The organism is uncultured Microbulbifer sp. (assembly GCF_947489355.1).
Lineage (GTDB): Bacteria > Pseudomonadota > Gammaproteobacteria > Pseudomonadales > Cellvibrionaceae > Microbulbifer.
In genome coordinates this window covers 1-18,679 of record NZ_CANLDD010000011.1, presented here as the reverse complement: position 1 = coordinate 18,679, position 18,679 = coordinate 1, and the positions used below count along the sequence as shown (strand labels likewise).

The window sequence follows — 18,679 nt, the reverse complement described above, 5'->3', positions numbered from 1 at the left end:
TATTGCCATATATGGCTAACCATGTATGGCTTGACATTCGAGCCCAATATGGCTAATTTAGCCTCAAATGGGGGTCTTCGATGGATACAGGCGGTGATTTGCTTGAAAAAGTCAGGGCGCAACTGCGGGAGCGCCGGGGCCAATGGAAAGAAATTTCCGAGCGCTCTGGCGTGCCTTACTTCACTCTGATCAAAATCGCCAATGGCACCACCGAGAATCCCCGCTGGAGAACGCTTGCGCGCTTATCAGAACAATTGTCCCAAGAACCGGCCACGCCACAGTGAGTAACTGCGCCGCAGGCGCGGGTTGGTTGAGAGAGAGGTGGTTGTGCGCTGGGGGCCTCCCCGGGGAGGACCCAGGCAGACACGAGGCGTGCCGATGCACACGCCTGCTGCACAGGGCGGCACACAGCAAAAGGGTTTTTTCCGTAGTGGTGTTGTTCGGGTCGGGTTGAGTAGACGGGATGGGGTGACACCTGCCCAATGGTGTGACAGTCGGGAGAGACCGACATTGAGTAGTAAGTGCAACCTCCCGTAGTGCGGGGCAGAGTAACCTTGCGGGGGGTATCCAATGGCACGACACGACCGCGACACACTCTGCCTGATTCGCGGGGAAACAGTGCCAAGGGCGATTGCCCCGAGCCGGTGGAAGGCCGGCACCTTGCAGCATCCGCTCCACTGAATGTGATCGATAAACAGTCGCAGTAGCTTCACAGAGCTGTATTCTTGCGGATAGTACAGATACATCCCCACAATCGGTTCGGTAAATTCCTGCAGGAGCGATTCAATTTGCTTCTCACCACCTGCCGAGCGGTAGTCGGCAAAAGAATAAACCAAGCCCAAAACCTTATCCGGCAGCTTGATACGTTTATCTTAAACCTGGGTGGTTGCCGGACTCAAGCGGTCGGATTATTCACGTCCAGGGGCGATCCCCAGTAGGAGCAGGTCGCTGTCCGTGTTGAAATGAACCCGCCCCTGGGCCACCGGGCTCTCAGTGCCGGAGTAATAGTCCTTGAGCAGGGTGCCATCGGCAAACAGACCGTACACCGGCAGGGATTTGTTACCGGTTTTGACACCGAGGGCGACCAGTACCGGGGGTTCCCCCTCCAGGGTGCGCGAGAAAGTGTAGGGTTTGTCCGCCAGTTTCCTGTGTTCGCCGGCACCCAGTGCCAGATTGGCGCGGCGGAACTGTCCCAGTTTGCGCCAGTGGTCGAGAAGTGCTTGGGTGGAGCTGCGTTCCAGGTCTTCCCAGTTCATCAAGCTGCGCATGGAGGCGTCGCCGCGGGCGTCTTTCACGATCATTGGCCGGGCAATTTCATCGCCGTAATAGATCTGCGCGGCGCCCGGCGCCAGCATCAGTTTGAGGGCCGCCGTCCTGACCTGTTTGCGCTCGCGGTCGAAGGAGTGATGATCGTCGTGCGAACCCAGGTAGTTGAGCACGCCCAGCCCATCCAGGGCGCCTCCATGCAGAGCGGAGGAGTAGCGGGAAAAAATATCCTGCGGCGATTGTGCAGCGTGCTGGGCAAAGCCCATATTGATCAGGCTGTCGAATCCATAGGCAAAGAAATCCACTTGCCGGTCGCCGAAATTGTATACTCTGCCTTTGGTGGGCCCGAAGTCATCGACGCCGAAATGGTAGACCTCCCCCAGCATAAAGAAGCCGCGGTCATCGGGTTTTTTATCCGGATGGTTTGCCTTCCATTGTGCCAGTGCCAGGCTGGCCTCTTTCTTCAGCACCGCCCAGATTTCCGGTTCCACATGCTTGGCTGTGTCCACGCGGAAGCCATCCACACCGTATTCCCGCACCCAGTCTGTGAGCCACTTGACGATGTAATACTTGGGCGCGCGCGGGTAGCCGGTGCGCGCAAAGAAGGCATCCAATTCGCGTTGTTCCTGCTGCAGGCGCCCCTCTCTGCGCCATTTGGCCACCAGGTGTGGGGGCAGGTCCACCGGCTGCTCGCTTTCCGTGCGGATATCCGGCAGGTTGCTGGTGAGCGCGCAGTGAACATTGCCGGCAAAGTTTTTCCAGTCGCACACCGGTGCGGTGCGCACCCAGGCCGCGGGCCACAGAGGGTCCCGCTTGGTGACCGGGCCTGCGTGGTTCAAAATAACATCCAGCAATACACGGATGCCCTGGCTGTGGGCGGTTTCAATCACCCGGCGCAGGTCTGCCTCGCTGCCGAAGTTGGCGTCCACCGCTGTCCAGTCGCGGGGCCAGTAGCCGTGATAAGCGTAGGTGCGGCCATCGCCCTCATCGTAACCCTGCACCTGCTCCACCACCGGGGACATCCACAGGGCGGTTACCCCCAGGTCGCGAAAATAACCAGCTTCCAGCTTGTCGAGCACGCCGTGGAGATCGCCACCGGCAAAACCCCGCAGCCGCTCGGCATCGTCTTTGCGCCCATAAGCGCGGTCGTTGCCCGGATCGCCGTTGGCAAAACGGTCCGGCAACAGGAAATAGACGCTCGCATTGCGCCAGAAAGGGTCCACCTGCGCCCCAACCACCCGCTTGTCTGCGGCGGTTGCACTTGCCATACCCAACCCCATCAGACAGAGTGCGGCGGCCACGCTGACCAGTTTTTTCATTATTGTGTTCTCTCTTAAATTGCCTCTTATATCTGCTTCACTCTAACGTGGGAACCCATCGGTGCCTCCCCCCAGGGGGGGCGTAGAGAGGTTTTCATTTCGCCGGGGGATAGAACCCTTTCGTGACAGGGCCGAAGAACCCTAAGGCCCGCTTGAGGCTTCACGCATGTTCATTGCTGTTCAAACCCGGCACGGCTTACAAAGACCCGCACAATGGATATATTACTCTTCGCGATGGTTGAGGCTGCAGCAAAGCGGGATATATACACTTTTTGAGTTTCAACTTGGGGCGGAGTTCAGTATCAGCGGCAGTGAGCTGGACACCTCACTCGTCGAGTTTCACTAATACCTTAAATTACCTGACCACCTAAATTTGGATTATGTGCTTTGGCTGTGTACAGTTTTTTTTGTCTGTCAAACAGGCACCGCCCAAAGTAAAAACTCCCGATTGCCATCGCCTCCTTTAATTGGGCTTTCAATATATTCCCTGACTTCGAGCCCCAGCGCCAGGATCAAACGGGTTATCCGTTCGCGCACCGGGCGGTAGAGTTTCGCATCGCGCACCAGGCCGCCTTTGCCGATGCCCGCAGGGCCCACTTCGAACTGTGGTTTGATCAGGCTCAACAATTGTCCGGTGGGTTTCAGCAGTGGGGGCAGCTGCGGCAGGATCAGCGATTGGGAGATAAAGGAAACATCCACCACGATGGCGTCGAAGCCGTTGTCCGCGTAAGGCGCCATCTGGGAGGCGGTCAGTTGACGGGCGTTAACGCCCTCGAATAAGTGCATGCGCGGATCGTCGAGTAGTTGCTGCGCCAGCTGGTCCCGTCCCACATCCACCCCCACCACCGAGGTGGCACCCCGTTGCAACAGGCAGTCACTGAAACCACCGGTGGAGCAGCCCACATCCAGTGCCTGCCAGCCCTTGGGGTCCAGCCCGGTGTGGTCGAGAATCGCGGCCAGTTTCAAGCCGGCGCGGGAAACATATCGGTCCTCTGGCAGGGGGCTAACTTCCAGCGCGCAGTGCGCACTGACGGATTGTCCCGCTTTGCGGGCGGGCGCTAAAGGGCCGCCCTCCGAAAACAGGACCCTGCCCGCATCTACAAGTTTTTTCGCGTGGGTACGGGAATTGGCGAGGTTGCGCTGTACAAGGAGCTGGTCCAGGCGGGTCATGGCTGATCGCGAAATCCTGTCAGGATGGTTAAGGATACAGAGGGCATGCTAACCTCTGGCTCCCATAGGTAGAAGAGCAGCCCTGGTTTTTGTGGGGCCGAACCTTGAAAATAAGGATGTCAGCCAATGGCAAAAAGCATTTTGGATAAGTTCAAGATTCGCAAGGGGAAAGTCTTTGAGGCACCGCTGGAAGGGGCCTTTGGGCGCCTGGTGACCCCCTTTGAGGAATTTATCCACCGCCAAAGCAGCAGTGGTATTTTACTGATGCTTTCCGCGCTGGCGGCACTGATTATCGCCAACTCCCCTCTGCAGGATGCCTACAAGCACCTGCTGCATATGCCGATCAGTCTCAGTGCCGGGGACTGGGCGTTTTCCCTATCCCTGCACCACTGGATCAACGATGGCCTGATGGCCATCTTTTTCTTCCTTGTGGGCCTGGAATTGAAGCGTGAATTTATGGTGGGCGAGCTGTCCGATCTGCGCCAGGCAGTTCTGCCGGTAATGGCGGCGATTGGCGGTATGCTGGTGCCAGCCCTGATTTACGTCGCCTTTAACGCCGGCGGCGAGGGAGAGCGTGGTTGGGGCATTCCCATGGCCACGGATATCGCCTTTGCTGTGGGCTGTATTGCGTTGCTGGGCAATCGGGTGCCCCGTGCGGTGGTGACCTTCCTGGTGGCCCTTGCGATTGTGGACGACCTGGGCGCAATTCTGGTGATTGCGATCTGGTATACCGAGCAGGTGAATGTTGCGGCGCTGATTGCAGCGGGCAGCCTCATAGTGATTATGTGGCTGCTGAAAGCGGCGGGCGTACGCCGCTCCCCGGCCTATGTGTTTGTGGGGATATTACTGTGGTATGAGTTTTACCTGGCCGGGGTGCATGCCACCATTGCCGGTGTGATTACCGCCATGGCGTTACCGGCCAAACCGAAATATGATCCGGTGGCCTTCAGTACCTTTGTGAAAGATATTATCCGCAGTTTCGACCGCTGCTTTCGCCCCGGTGACAAAATCATTGCCAACGACGCCTTGCGCGCGCGGGTGATGGCTCTTGGCAATGGGGTAAACCTGGCCCAATCGCCCCTGCAGCGCATGGAAACCCGCTTGCACACCCCAGTGGGTTTTCTGGTCATTCCCATTTTTGCCCTGGCCAATGCGGGCATTCCCTTCGACAGCTTTACCAGCTCCAGTGCAGTCGTCAACCCGGTGACATTGGGGGTTATTGCCGGATTGGTTTTGGGCAAACTGGTGGGCATTGTGGGGGCCACCTGGATCGGCTGGAAACTGGGCTGGGGCAGGTTGCCCAAGTCGGCGAACTTCCAGCATATTGTCGGAGTGGCGCTGCTCGGTGGTATCGGTTTCACCATGTCCATCTTTATTGCCGAGTTGGCCTTCAACAACCAGTACGATCTGCTGATCCAGGCCAAGGCGGGCATTCTACTGGCCTCGGTGATCGCCGGCATTGCCGGTTTCCTGGTGCTGCGCAATGCGCCGGTGTGCGAGGAATTTGAGCCGGGGGTGGGAGAAAGTCAGCACCAGGTGGGTGACGGTGCAGCGTCAAAAGCGGATAGCGTGAACGAGCGCACCGGCAGGCCGGGCTGAGTGAACTTGTCACCCTACAGCCCCCATTGCCACCGGGGGTCCCCTCAGAACAACTTTGAGGTCAAAATACGTATGAAACGAACCTGGGGAGCGACAATCATGCAGCGAGTGGTAAATGGGCTGCGCCTGTGGCCTTTACTGATAGCGGCACTGTTTCTGGGTGCCTGCGAAGGCAAAGCCAGCGGGGAAACCGGAGTGAAAACTCAGCGGGGTGCATTGGAGCCGGTGGCAGAAGAGAAAAACGAAGGCACAGACATGGATAGCATTGCCACGGAGTATGTACAGTTGGTATTGGCACTGGGCAACCACGACAAGCATTACGTGGATGCCTATTACGGTCCGGCGGCCTGGCGGGAACAGGCGGCCCTCGATGGGGCGAGCCCGGCACAGATTGCCGAGCGTGGCCGGGAGCTGCTGCTGCGGTTGCCGGTACAGGCAGAGTTACAGGGGTCCAGTGACGACCTGCGCCGGCACTATTTGAAAACCCAATTGCGTGCTCTGGTGGCTCACGCGCGCAGCCTCGCCGGGCCGGGTGAGCGCAGTTTTGCCAATGAAGCGCGTCAGCTCTACGATACCGAGCCTCCCAAACGGGACCTCGCCAGCTTCGAGCCCTTACTGCTGGAGCTGGACACGCTGTTGCCTGGAGACCGGCCCCTGAGTGCACGCGTGCAGACGTTCCGGCAGGGATTTGAAATACCCGCAGACAAACTGCAGGCGGTGTTTGGGGCGGCGATCGAGGAGTGCCGGCGGCGCACCAAGGAGCATATCTCCCTGCCGGACAACGAAAACTTCGTGCTGGAATATGTCAGCGACAAACCCTGGAGTGGTTACAACTGGTACCAGGGCGGTGCCCAGAGCCTGATCCAGGTCAATCGGGGCCTGCCGATCACCATTGATCGCGCCATTGACCTGGGCTGCCACGAGGGCTATCCCGGTCACCACACCTACAATGCGCTGCTGGAGCAGTCGCTGGTGAAAACGCGCGGCTGGGTGGAGTACAGTGTCTACCCATTGTTCAGTCCGCAGTCGCTGGTTGCGGAAGGGAGCGCTAATTACGGTATCGACCTGGCTTTTCCCGGTGGGGAGAAGGCCCGCTTTGAGATGGAGGTGCTCTATCCCCTGGCGGGCCTGGACCCGGCCAGTGCCGGGAAATACGACCAGGTGATGGCGCTGGTGGAGAAACTCGGTTTTGCCGGCAATGAAATTGCGCGCCAATATATCGATGGCGAGATCGAAGGCGATCAAGTAGCGCCACTGTTTGAGAAGTACACCCTGATGAGCCCGGCCAAGGCGAAGCAGCGCAAAGACTTTGTCGACGCCTATGGCGCTTATGTGATCAACTACAACTGGGGCAAGAAACTGGTGGCGGATTATGTCGAAAATGGCGCAAAGGATGGCGATGAGCGCTGGCAACGCTTTGCCAGGTTGCTGTCTTCGCCGCGTCTGCCATCCTCCCTGAACTGGTAGGAAATAGAATGCACAGAGCGGCATTGCGGGATTATCTGCTCTCCCGCCCTGAGGCCATGGAGGACTTTCCCTTTGGCCCGGCGGTGGCGGTGTTCAAAATCCGGGGGCGGATGTTTGCTACGCTCGGGGATTATCGCGGAGTGGATGCCACCAATTTAAAATGCGACCCGGATGAGGCCCAGGCTCTGCGGGATATCTTTTCTGGTGTGCTGCCGGGGTACCATATGAACAAGAAGCACTGGAATACCGTATTGTTGGATGGCAGTGTGCCGGACTTTGAAATCGAGCGGATGGCGGATCGATCCTATGGGCTGGTGGTGAAAGGCCTGCGCAAGGCGGAGCGGCAATCCCTGCAGCTGGCTTACGGAGTAGAGAGTTTGTACCGCTAGTAACGCTATTGGCAAACAGGTAGCGGGGTCAATGGGATAAACGCGGGGTGTCACTCCCGCAAATGGGCTGGCACGAGCTTTTGAAAGCCAGACGGCCCCACATGCTTGCACTGGCAATATAAAGGCGACGATCGAAGAGATTCTGTAAAACCGGCTGAATCGCTGGGCTAATATTCACCAAATTCCCTGTAAAATTATGCGCGGACAAACTCAACTCAGGAGTGGTTGTGAACGAATTTATTATTGATGTAACGGCGGACAACGCCCAGCAGGTACTGATTGAAGAATCCATGCAGCGCCCGGTGGTGGTGGACTTCTGGGCCGACTGGTGTGAGCCCTGCAAGCAATTGATGCCGGTGCTGGAAAAGCTGGCAAATGAGTACGCCGGCCAGTTCCTGTTGGCCAAGGTGAATGCGGATACTGAGCAGATGCTCGCAGGGCAATTGGGCGTGCGCAGCCTACCCACCGTGATGCTGCTCAAAGACGGTCAGCCGGCAGATGGCTTCACCGGTGTGCAGCCGGAGTCACAGATTCGCGAAATGCTTGACAAGTACCTGCCCAAACCCTGGGACATCAAACTGCAGCAGGCACAGGCGTTGATCGCTGAGGGGAACAAAGGTGCGGCCCTGCCGCTATTGCGCCAGGCCTACAGTGAGTCCACTGAGCGCGTGGATATTGCCAAGCAATTGGCGGCGCTATTACTTGAGCAGAACCGCGCTCAGGAAGCGGGCACGGTACTGGGGAAAATCCTGCTCGCTGATCAGGATGCCGAATACCAGCAACTGATGGCACAGCTGGAATTAAAGCAACAGGCGGCGGATACGCCGGAAATCCAGGCCCTGCAGAAAGCGCTGAAGGAAAACCCCCAAGACGGTGACGCCGCTTATCAACTGGCCGTGCAGTACAGCCAGGCCGACCGCCACCAGGAAGCACTGGAGCTGCTGCTGGATATTCTGCGCCGGGATATGCACTTTGCCGACGGTGCTGCCAAGCAGACCTTTCTGGATATCGTGAAAAGCCTGGGCGCCGGCGATCCGGTTGCCACCCAATACCAGCGCAAGCTGATGACCATGATGTTCTAAATGCGCTTATAAACAGCGTTTGACTGGGCTGTAGCGGGGGCTGAACGCCCCCTGCTTTTTGAGTGGTACACTGCTGTGCCGTGTGGTGTTTTCAATGTGATTCTCTCCAATGTATAAACTCTGTATCTATATTCCCGAAACACATTTGGCAGCGGTAAAACAAGCATTGTTTACAGCGGGTGCGGGGCGTATTGGCGATTATGATCACTGCTGCTGGCAGGTGCTGGGCAGCGGCCAGTTCCGCCCGCAGCCAGGCAGTCAGCCGTTTCTGGGCGAATCCGGGCAGGTGGAAGAGGTGGCGGAGTACCGGGTGGAAATGGTGTGTGCCGAAACCTGCGTGGATGCGGCGCTGGCGGCCCTGTATGAAGCGCATCCCTACGAGGAGCCAGCCTTTGACCTGTGGCGTTTGGACGAGCGCTGTGGTCCCAGCCGATAAAAACCGGACGCAAGCCCTCAGATCTCGGCGAGTTCGCAAGGTCAGAGGTTGTCGAGCGCCTGTTGGTGTTGCTGGCGTTTTTTTTGCAGTGCCTGGATCTCTTTTAGCAGATCGGAAACACTGTCCCCAGGGGGGAAGTGCTCTTGCGGTCGTTGCGCCGCGCTGGGGGAGGTTTCTGTGACGGGCACTGTATTGATGGGTTTTATTCTGTGTATGCGCACAGATCTGCCAAGCCCCTCCGGCACCGTATCGGAGAAGTGCCAGTTGCCTTCCCGGTCCCGCCAGGTAAACACTTCGGTGGTGGTTGTATTGGGTGCTTCACGCTGTAGGGAATTGCTGGATTCCGCCAGCGCTGGGGTGCGTATCGCGGCCTTGTGTAGTTGGGCCTGTAGTGCCTTTATGGTGTCTTGAGCCTGTTGTTTTGCGCTGGTGAATGTATCCGGGTGCAACCATTGCGGCGGAGACAAAACAGGCTTGCCAATTGAAGTGGGCAGAAGCATGAATGATCCGCTTCCTATTAGCAGTAGCACGGCAAGGAGTGCGAAGTATTTCATGCAAGCTTCCCTCGGTGTTTCAAATGGCAGTCCTATTGCAGATTGGGCGATTTACAGCTTGCGTGAGATCACGCCCCGGTGCAACTGGTAATGCCCTTGCTCACTGTCCTCGAAATAATGCTCGAGCGTTTTGTGCATGATGGGAAAGGCGATCTCCGGCCAGGGAATTTCCCCCTTGCGAAACAGCGCTACCTCCAGGGATTCCGGCCCCGGTCCGAAATTGGTGTCTGTCAATTCGCCGCGATACATCAGGTAGACCTGATTGATATGGGGAATATCGTAGATTGAGTAGAGGTCGTCCATACGAATGTTAGCGCGTGCTTCTTCCCAGGACTCCCGTAGCGCCCCCTCTTCACTGGTTTCACCGTTCTCCATAAAACCGGCAGGCAGGGTCCAGCGTCCCCGACGGGGTTCAATGGCGCGTCTGCACAGCATGACCCGGTCATCGAGATAAGGCAGTACGCCCACAATCACCCGGGGGTTAATGTAGTGTATGGCGCCGCAGTTGCCGCACAGGTGGCGCGGGCGGTCGTCGCCTTTGGGGATAGAAAGTGTGACGGCATCGCTGCCGCAGCGGCTACAAAATTTCATGACGTCAGTATACCTATGCGGGATTCCAACGCCAGCCCACCGACTTTTTGACGCCTATAGTTGTTAGAAACCCTAGTGTACAAAGGCGGTCCCCGGTCTGCCATGGCGCGTATTGTATTTTTTGGGCTTGTGTTATTTATCTTGTGCGCCTGTGGTGACAAAGATAAGCAGCAAAAGCCACCCCCGCCCCCCGTGGAGGTACTGGTAGTGCGTGAGCAGCCGGTCATCCCGCGCTTTGAATTTGTCGGCCGGGTGGAAGCGACCGACGAATATAAAGTGCGCCCAAGGGTACAGGGGTACATCCAGAGCCGGCACTTTCAGGAGGGGGATACCGTTGTACAGGGCCAGCTGCTGTTTGAGATAGATCCTCGCCCCTTTATCGCGGAACTGGACAACCAGAGCGCCAATCTGGAGCGATCCAAGGCCTCACTGCGGGTAGCCGAACGCAATTTCCGCCGCGGCCGCACCCTGGTCGCCACCGGTGCCATCAGCCAGGTACAGATGGATGAATTGATGGGCACGTATGAAGAGACAAAATCCCAGGTCGATGCAGACCGGGCCAAAGTGGAAAGTGCCCGGCTGGACCTTTCCTACACCAAGATCTACGCCCCTCTGACCGGGCGCATCGGACGCACCGAATTTACCGAGGGTTCCCTGGTGGGTCCCGACTCGGACCCGCTGACCACCATCGTCAAGATGAACCCCATTTATGTGCTGTTCGAGGTGCCGGAAGACCAACTCTACGCCCTGCAGGTGGACACGCAAAGGCGCCGCCAGACGGGGCTGTCGCCGATAGGGCTGGACGTTCGTATCGAGCTGCCGGACGGTAACTTTTACCCCTACCGGGGCGAGATCGTATTTATCGACAACCAGATCGACCAGACCACCGGCTCTGTCGCCGTGCGCGCACTCTTCCCCAATCCGAGCCAATTGCTGGTGCAGGGGCAGTTCGCGCGGGTTTCCATCCGGGTCTTTACCGGCAGTGAGGCCCTAAAACCCCTGGTGCCGCAAGCGGCGGTGCTGGAGGACATGCAGGGCCGCTACGTATTTGTGTTGGGCGAGAAGAATATGGCACTCAAGCGCTACCTGGTCCTCGGGCAGCGGGAGGGGGAACTCTGGGCTGTAAACCAGGGGCTGGTTGCCGGCGAGTCGGTGATCGTCAACGGATTGCAGCGGGTGGTGGCGGACAAGCCGGTTACACCGCAAAACACCCCGCGCGACCCCTATGATGCCCGAGCGCAGCCCGCAGCACCCGCCCGCAATGGGGAATTGCCGGCGGAATCCGGTACCGGCCAGGGGGTGATTGAACTATTGCCGGGCATTCACGTTGATAGCGAGTATCCCGAGCCTGAAGGAGCCGTCGATGATTACAAGTAGCCCGATACGGCCGCGGGCCGCTTAGCTGTTTTATGATCAGTGCTTTTTGCATCCGGCGGCCCCGCTTCGCCTTTGTGATTTCGATTTTGATTTCCCTGGCGGGAATTCTTTCTTTGCCCTTATTACCTGTTGCGCAATTTCCAGAAATTACCCCCGCCACCATCAATGTGGCCACTACCTATGCGGGCGCCAGTGCCGAGGTGATGCGCGACAGTGTCGCTGTGCCTATCGAATCCCAGGTGAATGGGGTAGAGGGCATGGATTATATGTCTTCCACAAGTGGTAATGACGGCACCTACAGCCTAACCGTCACGTTCAAATCCGGCTACGACGATGATATCGCTCAGGTGAATGTGCAGAACCGGGTGGAGCAGGCCATGCCGCAACTGCCTGAGGATGTGAAGCGGGATGGTGTTGTCGTCTCCAAACAGAGTACCACGCTGCTGCTGGTGGTAAATCTCTTTTCCCCGGAGCAAAAATTTGATGAATTGTTTTTGGCCAATTATGCCGAGATTTATTTAAAGGATGAGCTGGCCCGCGTGCTGGGGGTGAGCAGCGTTGTGATTTTTGGCTCGCGCAACTACGCCATGCGCCTGTGGCTCAATCCGAATCGTATGGCCTCCCTGGATGTCACCGTGCAGGATGTCGTCGATGCGGTACAGGCGCAAAACATTCAGGTGGCCGCAGGGCAGCTCGGCTCGCCGCCGATCCGCACAGACCAGCAGTTCCAGTACAATATTCTCGTACAGGGGCGCCTGGTCGACCCCAGGCAATTTGAGGAAATTACTATTCGCGCCAAGCCCGATGGCGCCATGGTGAAAGTGAAAGATGTGGCCAGGGTGGAGCTGGGCAGTGAATCCTATGCCTCATACGGCCAGCTGGACAACCAGCCCTCTGCCGTGATCGGTGTGTACCAGTTGCCTGATGCCAATGCCCTGGATGTGGCCGAAGGGATCAAGGAGAAGGTGGCACAGCTTTCCCAGCGTTTCCCGAAGGGGCTGACCGCGGAGGTGCTCTACGATACCACGTTGTTTGTGGAGGCCTCGGTCAAGGAGGTTGTGGAGACGCTCTTTATTGCCCTGGTCCTGGTTATTCTGGTGGTGTTTCTGTTTTTACAGGACTGGCGCTCCACTTTGATTCCGGCGATAGCAATACCCGTATCCCTGGTGGGCACTTTTGCCCTGATGCTCGCCTTTGGTATGACCATCAATACCATCACGCTTTTTGCCCTGATCCTCGCCATTGGCATCGTGGTGGATGATGCGATTATCGTGGTGGAAAACACCCAGCGCCTGATGGGAGAGGGGTTGTCCCCGAAAGAAGCTGCGCTGGAATCCATGCGTGAGGTGACCGGCCCGGTGATTGCCACTACCCTGGTGCTGTTTGCGGTATTTGTGCCGGTGATGTTGATGCCGGGAATTACCGGGAAAATGTACCAGCAGTTTGCCATCACCATTTCCATGGCAGTGGCGATCTCCTCCATTAACGCGCTCACTTTGAGCCCGGCACTTTGTGCCAGCATTCTGAGGGCGGGAGAAAAGGGCGAGGTGGCGGGGATCAGGGAAACCGGGCTATTTGGTTTTTTTAATAAGTTCCTGCACCGGGCTACCAATTTTTACGTGGGCCTGGTGAAGGTGTGTGTCGGGTTGCCGCTGGTGGGGATTGGTTCGATCTTTGGACTTTTTCTCCTCACTTACTGGTTGTTCAGCCATATTCCCACTGGCTTTATCCCCGATGAGGACCAGGGCACCTTTACACTGCACGTGCAGTTGCCGGACGGTTCCTCCCTGGAGAGAACGGGCCCAGTGGTCAACCAGATCACGGACATCCTACTGGAGGAACCAGCCATGGCCCATGTGGTGGCTGTGCCGGGATACAACCAGCTGACCAGCAGCGCCTCTTCCAATACCGCGATGATGTTTGCTGTACTCAAACCCTGGGAAGAGCGCACCAGCAGGGAAGAGCATCAGTTTGCCATTATGGAGCGCCTGCAAAAAAAGCTGACGGCCATTCCCAATGCGCAGATTATGCCCTTCGCCATTCCACCACTGCCCGGCATTGGTACGGTGGGCGGTTTTGAGTTTGTGCTGGAGGATCTCCAGGGGCGCAGTATTCTGGCGTTGTCCCAGGTGCTGTTCGACCTGCTCGGCAATGCCAACCAGAAACCGGAAATTGCCCAGGCATTTACCAGTTACCAGGCCAGCACCCCGCAGTTGGAATTAAAACTGGATAAGGAAAAAGCCCATGTGCTCGGCGTGCCCCTGCCGGAAGTCTATTTCACCTTGCAGACACTGCTCGGGGGCTATTACATCAATGACTTCAACCTCTACGGCAAAGTGTTCCGGGTGATTGCCCAGGCGGATGCGCAATTTCGCGACGAGGAGGAAAACCTGGCGGGCTTTTATGTGCGCGCCAACAGCGGTGGCCTGGTGCCGGTGACCTCCGTGGCCACCATCACACCCATTGTGGCGCCCCAGACCATCACGCGCTACAACCTGTACAACAGTATCACCATCAACGGCGCCCCGGCCCCTGGCTTTTCCAGTGGCCAGGCCATGGATGCCATGGAAGCGCTGGCGCAGAACCTGCCGGAGGGCTACGGCTACGAGTGGACCGGGATCAGTTTGCAGGAAGTCACCTCCGGTAATCTGGTACCGATTCTCTTCAGCCTGGCCATCGTATTTGTGTACCTGTTTCTGGTGGCCCAATACGAGAGCTGGAGCATCCCTTTCGCCGTTCTGTTATGTGTACCTATCGCCATCAGCGGTGCCATGCTAATGGTCTGGCTCGCGGGTTCCATCAACAACCTCTACACCCAGATTGGTCTGGTACTGTTGATCGGCATGGCGGCGAAGAGTGCCATTTTGATTGTCGAGTTTGCCTGCGTGGAAAGGGATAAAGGCAAGTCCATTACTGAGGCCGCGCTTTCCGCTACCCGCCTGCGTTTTCGCGCGGTGTTAATGACAGCTATATCGTTTATTCTCGGAGTGGCCCCTCTACTGGTGGCCACCGGGGCCGGTGCGGTCAGTCGCGTCTCCCTGGGCCTGGTGGTCTTTGGGGGCATGTTGGCCGCCAGTCTGTTTGCCACGTTGCTGGTACCGGTGTACTACGCAATGGTGCAGAGGGTGCGCGAAAAACTGAAGGGCGGTTACGTGCCTCAGAACCAGCAAAAATCCGCAGTAGGTGAGTGATACCTTGGGGCTGGTTCCTGCGCTGAAAAGTTCGGGGAATGGGTGTCTTTGTGTCGATATTGATGACCGATTGTTAAACAGGCCAGGAGCGTTGGGTTGACTATCTGGCTAATAGTCACAAAAGAATAGTTTGGTATAGGGCTCGGTCTTTCCCGCAAAAACCCGTATGATAAATCCCAGGGAATATGCACAGTGTGCGGGTGGAACGAATTGCTATGTTGGACAAGATTGAAGCATCCATTTCCCAGAAACTAACAACACTTGAGGCAGGTGTCCCCAAGGGCAGTGCGCTGCACGGGCATGCAGCGGTGCTGATCGCACTGACTGATGAGCCGGACCCCTGTGTTATTCTCACCAAGCGCTCCGCCAACCTGTCCACCCACTCGGGGGAAGTCTCTCTGCCGGGTGGTCGCTGGGATGCCACCGACCCTTCATTGCAATATACCGCCCTGCGCGAAGCAGAGGAGGAAATCGCTCTGCCTATGCATGCCGTGCGTATGCTCGGCCCCCTGTGGCCGCGCACCACCCGCTGGAAAGTATCTGTTACGCCCTGGGTGGCGGTTATCGCTCCGGATATCGAATTGACCCCAAATCCGGGCGAACTGGATGCCGTGTTCCGCGTGCCCCTGTCTTTTTTTCTTGCCGACCCGCGCATCCGCACCGACCATATCATCATGGATGACTGCACCATCCACCTGCCTGCTTACCAGTATGCTGGCTACGAAATCTGGGGCTTTACTGCCGGTTTGCTCTCTGAGTTTATGGTAAAAATCCTGGGTGCGTCTGCGAAGCACGATAAATTTATCGAAACTTCATAAATTGCCGGTTATCTGCTAGAAGCCAGGCGTATTGCAATTCAACACTTCTGGAAAGCCACGACTTATTGGCTCAGTAGCTCAATGCATTCGCAATAGCTTTGCTGGAGTAAAGTTGTGGATCTGCGCTCAAAGCGCGACAGGGATTATATTTAGTTTTTTTAGCCTCGCCGCGGGTTTCTTCCCGCAAGCCACAATGCACAGAAGCTACGCCTATCAGGCAGGTCCTCTGTGAATGACAGCGTGGGGAAGGGTAGAAGTGTCCGCATTATGGGAGTCTGGGAAAGGGGATAGGTAGAGGATGATAGCGCGCATTACGTAAAACAGATGCGCTGGCCTGTGGCCGGGGCATGGCCCCTATGCCTCACTGACCATTGTGTTTGCCAGAGAGCGCAGCTTCTTCACTATAAATTGGGGCATTTTAGAATCGTTGCGCGTCTAGGGAGCCCTCAAGCATTGGCCGGTTGGCTCTGTTCTGTATCCACTTCTACGCTTTAGGTGAAGTCTATGATGGCTGTATTGACCTCTGTCAAGCCCATCGTATACTGCAAACTAGGAAATGTCAGAGAACCGGGAATTGGGGAAGAGTTTGAACAGGCATGCCGGGGCAGTTTATTTCTCTATCAACCCCTACTAATGTTGGGTTCACAACAAGTTGCCCGTCACTATAACAAGCGTGAACTGTAATCGGGAATTGAAAAATGAAGCAATTTATCGCGATACTTGCACTGTCCTCATCACTTAACGGCTGGGGGCAAGCGCTAGAAGAAGTCATCGTCACGGCTGCCAGGATAGATGAGCCATTGCCGGGCGTGGTGCTGAAGAAAACAGGAGATTTTTTACTTCTTGAGGTCGAAGTATGGGATGATACCAGGGATGAAAAGCGCATAAAAGAAGAGATCTATCAGACGCTAAAAAATGCTATTTCAACAGCCTCAAAACACCGTAATATTGAGCTCAGTATCGTTGAGTCAGGGTCTGTAATACCATTAACACTGGATAATCATCGTATAGAATTGAAAAGAGGATCCAGGCCAGACACCAGTAGGGCTAAAATTCGCGTGAAAACAGCGATCCCTTCCGATATGAATAAAGCGACAAAGCTGGTTGAAGAAATGGCAAGTTTTGTTGATAAGGTTAACCTTGTTGGAAGAACTGAATTCAATTCGTTAGGTTCGATTGATGTTAGCGTTGTCAATCCAAATCAGTACAGAAGTGAAATTATTGCGCTATTTTCAGCAGATGCAAAGGCAGTGGCAACGAGTTTGGGCGATGATTATAAGGTGGTTGTGGAGGGCATAGACAGGCCTGTGCTGTATTAGTTCAGACCAAATCTGACACATCTCCTTGAAAAGAGGGGGTTTACCGGTTTTGATGAAGGTGACGAAACCTGAAACCAAAACCAAGGATAAACCCCATGATTCATACTAACGATCGCATCATTAAACACAAGACCGGTCTGCTCAATCTGGCGGAAGAACTCGGCAATATCTCCAAAGCCTGCAAGATGCTCGGCGTATCGCGAGACACCTTCTATCGTTACAAAGAAGCCGTATCCAGCGGCGGCGTGGACGCCCTGCTGGAGAAGAACCGGCGGGTGCCAAATCACAAGAATCGCGTTGACTCAGCTATCGAAGAAGCAGTGCTGGCTTATGCCCTTGAAGAGCCTGCTCATGGGCAGGTACGGGTATCCAATGAGCTACGTAAGCGCGGTCTCTTTGTGTCGTCTAGCGGGGTTCGCAGTATCTGGTTACGGCATGACCTGGCTAATTGTTGCATTATCATAGATCCAATGCCTTTTCGCGCATAGCGGGGCTTTATAAAAAATGCGCGAATTTTTGCTGAATTGATCGCTGGATTCAATATATCAGGATTTCTATCTTTTTTTCTATCATTTCCAAACAGCGTTGCGCGGTAACTCCAACCACGACAGCCAATCAGCAGATTTTCAGTTTCCACTACAAAATAGGTTTCATCCTTAATCAATTGTGTGTCCAAACCCCAAGCAGATAGTAGTGCCCCTTCAATTTGTTCTTGTGTATAATCATAAGCTGATAAGCCTCGTACAGACTTCTCTATTAATATTTTAATCCTAGAAATGTCCGAAGCGAAGGCTGTACGAACTGTATATTTCATATAATGACTTTCTGTCTGTTTAATGACAACCACGCCACGATCATCTTGATTAAGATTGTCCGAGTGAAACCACAGACTAGGAGCCTATCGTATCCTTAACTCAAACTCCTGGCACGGAGTACCCTGATGATACTTTAACTGCCAATTTTCACCAGTAAATACCCAAATAGAGGAACGCTTTGCAAAATTACTTTTAATGCCGTTATTATCCACCCAAGCTGACTTATACAGAAGCAAATATACGGATGATTCCAACAGAATGCTTTCAAAATCCTGGGAATGAATATAACCGTTTGACGATTGCTCTGCGCCCATCATTTTTATAATGGTGTTGAAATTGTAACTTCTACCGGAGGCGCCAACCTCCTTGAAGCTCGCATGAATCAGGCTTTCAACCTCCGCTCTATTTTGGCGAATGTCACATTGATGCAATGCCCTCTCCAAATCGATCAGAATATTCATCGTTAGTTTATTATCGCAATCAGCCTATGTGGCATAAAGCTTTGATGAATCCATACGGCGCAGGAACCCGGCCTGAAAAATAGCATCATTAGTTTGTAAGGCAAGCGCTTAGTGTATACGAAAATAGGTTTCATGCGCAGCCTTAGCCCCTTTGTCTTGATCACCCTGATAAAATTGGACGAATCCTTTATCGACCGAACTCAAGAATATCCAGCCCTCTTTAACCTTGAACCAGCAATTTCCGGATGTTGAATATACATTTGGAAATGTCCCCCAACCACTGCTTGAAACAGAAAATTCCGAAAAATTATTAATCGTAAATTTTTCTGTATCAAACCTAGGGGCTTCATAGATTGGAATAGCCTCATCTCTAAGATCGGATTCATCCATTTCTTTATATTGATAACAGCTTATTGATTCAAGTGTTCTGTCAAACCACAGATATTTTTCCGCGCCTTCAAAATTGTATTCTGTACAATCATTAAACTGGATTGCCCAGGGTAATCCATTGTGGAATCCAATGTACCCAATGGGATTTTCTGAAGCAGAAGCATTCAACCCAACCAAAACAGATACAACGACTAAATATATTGATCGCATTTTTTCTCCAAAACTATTCCTTTAACCTCCTAAACAGATCATCCTGTATACTAATTCTCGAGCAGCATTTCTGAGCAAAACCAATCTAAAGCGCTTTTTATCCTATTTTTCACCTACGATTAGTACTCCGGCGTCAGAATAATTGAGGCCTAGATTCAACTTGTAAGTGCATATCTCAATGGAGCTAGAAAAAGCGGCCAGTTGCCCGTAGGCTTCTCGCTTTTT

General features: G+C 54.9%; 17 protein-coding genes and 1 pseudogene. 11 read left to right on the top strand and 7 right to left on the bottom strand.

Features of this window, described 5'->3' with window-relative positions:
- The first annotated feature begins 80 nt into the window (after nucleotides 1–80).
- Nucleotides 81–284: a hypothetical protein gene (locus Q1A48_RS06995; RefSeq protein WP_299942797.1), complete on the top strand. Its 204-nt coding sequence runs from the start codon at nucleotides 81–83 to the stop codon at nucleotides 282–284.
- 624 nt (nucleotides 285–908) lie between these two features.
- On the opposite strand, the gene Q1A48_RS06990 is transcribed toward Q1A48_RS06995, so the two are convergent.
- Together Q1A48_RS06990 and Q1A48_RS06985 are read right to left on the bottom strand one after the other, a co-directional pair.
- Entirely contained in the window at nucleotides 909–2,585 is a 1,677-nt protein-coding gene (locus tag Q1A48_RS06990; protein ID WP_299942795.1) for an alpha-amylase family glycosyl hydrolase, read from the bottom strand.
- 414 nt (nucleotides 2,586–2,999) lie between these two features.
- Nucleotides 3,000–3,755, bottom strand: a complete 756-nt coding sequence (locus Q1A48_RS06985) for a TlyA family RNA methyltransferase (RefSeq protein ID WP_299942793.1) — start codon at nucleotides 3,753–3,755, stop codon at nucleotides 3,000–3,002.
- 126 nt (nucleotides 3,756–3,881) lie between these two features.
- Here Q1A48_RS06985 and nhaA point away from each other — a divergent pair, with 126 nt between their 5' ends.
- The 5 genes from nhaA (at nucleotide 3,882) to Q1A48_RS06960 (ending at nucleotide 8,728) form a co-directional block, all read left to right on the top strand.
- Nucleotides 3,882–5,354 (top strand): Na+/H+ antiporter NhaA, encoded by a 1,473-nt coding sequence (nhaA, locus tag Q1A48_RS06980; RefSeq protein WP_299942792.1) that lies wholly within the window; start codon nucleotides 3,882–3,884, stop codon nucleotides 5,352–5,354.
- Nucleotides 5,355–5,453: 99 nt separating this feature from the next.
- Nucleotides 5,454–6,821 (top strand): hypothetical protein, encoded by a 1,368-nt coding sequence (locus Q1A48_RS06975; RefSeq protein WP_299942790.1) that lies wholly within the window; start codon nucleotides 5,454–5,456, stop codon nucleotides 6,819–6,821.
- 8 nt (nucleotides 6,822–6,829) lie between these two features.
- Nucleotides 6,830–7,210, top strand: coding sequence for an MmcQ/YjbR family DNA-binding protein (locus tag Q1A48_RS06970; RefSeq protein WP_299942788.1), 381 nt, complete (start codon nucleotides 6,830–6,832; stop codon nucleotides 7,208–7,210).
- Between the two features lie 227 nt (nucleotides 7,211–7,437).
- The gene (gene trxA, locus Q1A48_RS06965) at nucleotides 7,438–8,292 is read left to right on the top strand and encodes a thioredoxin (protein ID WP_299942786.1); all 855 of its coding nucleotides are present in this window, start codon (nucleotides 7,438–7,440) and stop codon (nucleotides 8,290–8,292) included.
- Between the two features lie 109 nt (nucleotides 8,293–8,401).
- A complete protein-coding gene (locus tag Q1A48_RS06960; RefSeq protein ID WP_299942784.1) occupies nucleotides 8,402–8,728 on the top strand; it encodes a YqfO family protein in 327 nt (108 codons plus the stop codon).
- 41 nt (nucleotides 8,729–8,769) lie between these two features.
- On the opposite strand, the gene Q1A48_RS06955 is transcribed toward Q1A48_RS06960, so the two are convergent.
- Together Q1A48_RS06955 and Q1A48_RS06950 are read right to left on the bottom strand one after the other, a co-directional pair.
- Complete coding sequence (locus tag Q1A48_RS06955; protein WP_299942782.1) at nucleotides 8,770–9,282, bottom strand: hypothetical protein; 513 nt, start codon at nucleotides 9,280–9,282, stop codon at nucleotides 8,770–8,772.
- Between the two features lie 51 nt (nucleotides 9,283–9,333).
- On the bottom strand, nucleotides 9,334–9,873 hold the full coding sequence (locus tag Q1A48_RS06950; protein WP_299942780.1) for an NUDIX hydrolase: 540 nt from the start codon (nucleotides 9,871–9,873) through the stop codon (nucleotides 9,334–9,336).
- A 75-nt stretch (nucleotides 9,874–9,948) separates the two neighbouring features.
- Between Q1A48_RS06950 and Q1A48_RS06945 the strand changes: the two genes are divergently transcribed.
- The 5 genes and pseudogenes from Q1A48_RS06945 to Q1A48_RS06925 all read left to right on the top strand — a co-directional run.
- Nucleotides 9,949–11,250 (top strand): efflux RND transporter periplasmic adaptor subunit, encoded by a 1,302-nt coding sequence (locus Q1A48_RS06945; RefSeq protein ID WP_299942778.1) that lies wholly within the window; start codon nucleotides 9,949–9,951, stop codon nucleotides 11,248–11,250.
- A 32-nt stretch (nucleotides 11,251–11,282) separates the two neighbouring features.
- Nucleotides 11,283–14,441, top strand: a complete 3,159-nt coding sequence (locus Q1A48_RS06940) for a multidrug efflux RND transporter permease subunit (protein WP_299942776.1) — start codon at nucleotides 11,283–11,285, stop codon at nucleotides 14,439–14,441.
- 215 nt (nucleotides 14,442–14,656) lie between these two features.
- Nucleotides 14,657–15,259 (top strand): CoA pyrophosphatase, encoded by a 603-nt coding sequence (locus Q1A48_RS06935; protein WP_299942774.1) that lies wholly within the window; start codon nucleotides 14,657–14,659, stop codon nucleotides 15,257–15,259.
- A gap of 698 nt (nucleotides 15,260–15,957) precedes the next feature.
- The gene (locus Q1A48_RS06930; RefSeq protein ID WP_299942772.1) at nucleotides 15,958–16,578 is read left to right on the top strand and encodes a hypothetical protein; all 621 of its coding nucleotides are present in this window, start codon (nucleotides 15,958–15,960) and stop codon (nucleotides 16,576–16,578) included.
- A gap of 95 nt (nucleotides 16,579–16,673) precedes the next feature.
- Nucleotides 16,674–17,027, top strand: a pseudogene (locus Q1A48_RS06925) (helix-turn-helix domain-containing protein); the annotation flags it as partial.
- Here Q1A48_RS06925 and Q1A48_RS21780 read toward each other — a convergent pair.
- The 3 genes from Q1A48_RS21780 to Q1A48_RS06915 all read right to left on the bottom strand — a co-directional run bounded on the left by Q1A48_RS21780 (nucleotide 16,928) and on the right by Q1A48_RS06915 (nucleotide 18,454).
- A complete protein-coding gene (locus tag Q1A48_RS21780; protein ID WP_366523390.1) occupies nucleotides 16,928–17,392 on the bottom strand; it encodes a GNAT family N-acetyltransferase in 465 nt (154 codons plus the stop codon). The pseudogene Q1A48_RS06925 and the gene Q1A48_RS21780 overlap by 100 nt on opposite strands.
- 84 nt (nucleotides 17,393–17,476) lie before the next feature.
- Entirely contained in the window at nucleotides 17,477–17,854 is a 378-nt protein-coding gene (locus Q1A48_RS06920) for a DUF4440 domain-containing protein (protein WP_299942770.1), read from the bottom strand.
- Between the two features lie 108 nt (nucleotides 17,855–17,962).
- Nucleotides 17,963–18,454: a hypothetical protein gene (locus Q1A48_RS06915; protein ID WP_299942768.1), complete on the bottom strand. Its 492-nt coding sequence runs from the start codon at nucleotides 18,452–18,454 to the stop codon at nucleotides 17,963–17,965.
- Between the last annotated feature and the right edge of the window lie 225 nt (nucleotides 18,455–18,679).

What these genes read in the sequence shown, in the direction of transcription:
- Q1A48_RS06970 (WP_299942788.1), top strand. Translation starts at nt 6,830, where the DNA reads ATGCACAGAGCGGCATTGCGGGATTATCTGCTCTCCCGCCCTGAGGCC.
- Q1A48_RS06975 (WP_299942790.1), top strand. Translation starts at nt 5,454, where the DNA reads ATGCAGCGAGTGGTAAATGGGCTGCGCCTGTGGCCTTTACTGATAGCG.
- nhaA (WP_299942792.1), top strand. Translation starts at nt 3,882, where the DNA reads ATGGCAAAAAGCATTTTGGATAAGTTCAAGATTCGCAAGGGGAAAGTC.
- Q1A48_RS06950 (WP_299942780.1), bottom strand. Translation starts at nt 9,873, where the DNA reads ATGAAATTTTGTAGCCGCTGCGGCAGCGATGCCGTCACACTTTCTATC.
- Q1A48_RS06935 (WP_299942774.1), top strand. Translation starts at nt 14,657, where the DNA reads ATGTTGGACAAGATTGAAGCATCCATTTCCCAGAAACTAACAACACTT.
- Q1A48_RS06920 (WP_299942770.1), bottom strand. Translation starts at nt 17,854, where the DNA reads ATGAATATTCTGATCGATTTGGAGAGGGCATTGCATCAATGTGACATT.
- Q1A48_RS06940 (WP_299942776.1), top strand. Translation starts at nt 11,283, where the DNA reads ATGATCAGTGCTTTTTGCATCCGGCGGCCCCGCTTCGCCTTTGTGATT.
- Q1A48_RS06995 (WP_299942797.1), top strand. Translation starts at nt 81, where the DNA reads ATGGATACAGGCGGTGATTTGCTTGAAAAAGTCAGGGCGCAACTGCGG.
- Q1A48_RS06985 (WP_299942793.1), bottom strand. Translation starts at nt 3,755, where the DNA reads ATGACCCGCCTGGACCAGCTCCTTGTACAGCGCAACCTCGCCAATTCC.
- Q1A48_RS06930 (WP_299942772.1), top strand. Translation starts at nt 15,958, where the DNA reads ATGAAGCAATTTATCGCGATACTTGCACTGTCCTCATCACTTAACGGC.
- Q1A48_RS06915 (WP_299942768.1), bottom strand. Translation starts at nt 18,454, where the DNA reads ATGCGATCAATATATTTAGTCGTTGTATCTGTTTTGGTTGGGTTGAAT.
- Q1A48_RS06960 (WP_299942784.1), top strand. Translation starts at nt 8,402, where the DNA reads ATGTATAAACTCTGTATCTATATTCCCGAAACACATTTGGCAGCGGTA.
- Q1A48_RS06990 (WP_299942795.1), bottom strand. Translation starts at nt 2,585, where the DNA reads ATGAAAAAACTGGTCAGCGTGGCCGCCGCACTCTGTCTGATGGGGTTG.
- Q1A48_RS21780 (WP_366523390.1), bottom strand. Translation starts at nt 17,392, where the DNA reads ATGAAATATACAGTTCGTACAGCCTTCGCTTCGGACATTTCTAGGATT.
- Q1A48_RS06955 (WP_299942782.1), bottom strand. Translation starts at nt 9,282, where the DNA reads ATGAAATACTTCGCACTCCTTGCCGTGCTACTGCTAATAGGAAGCGGA.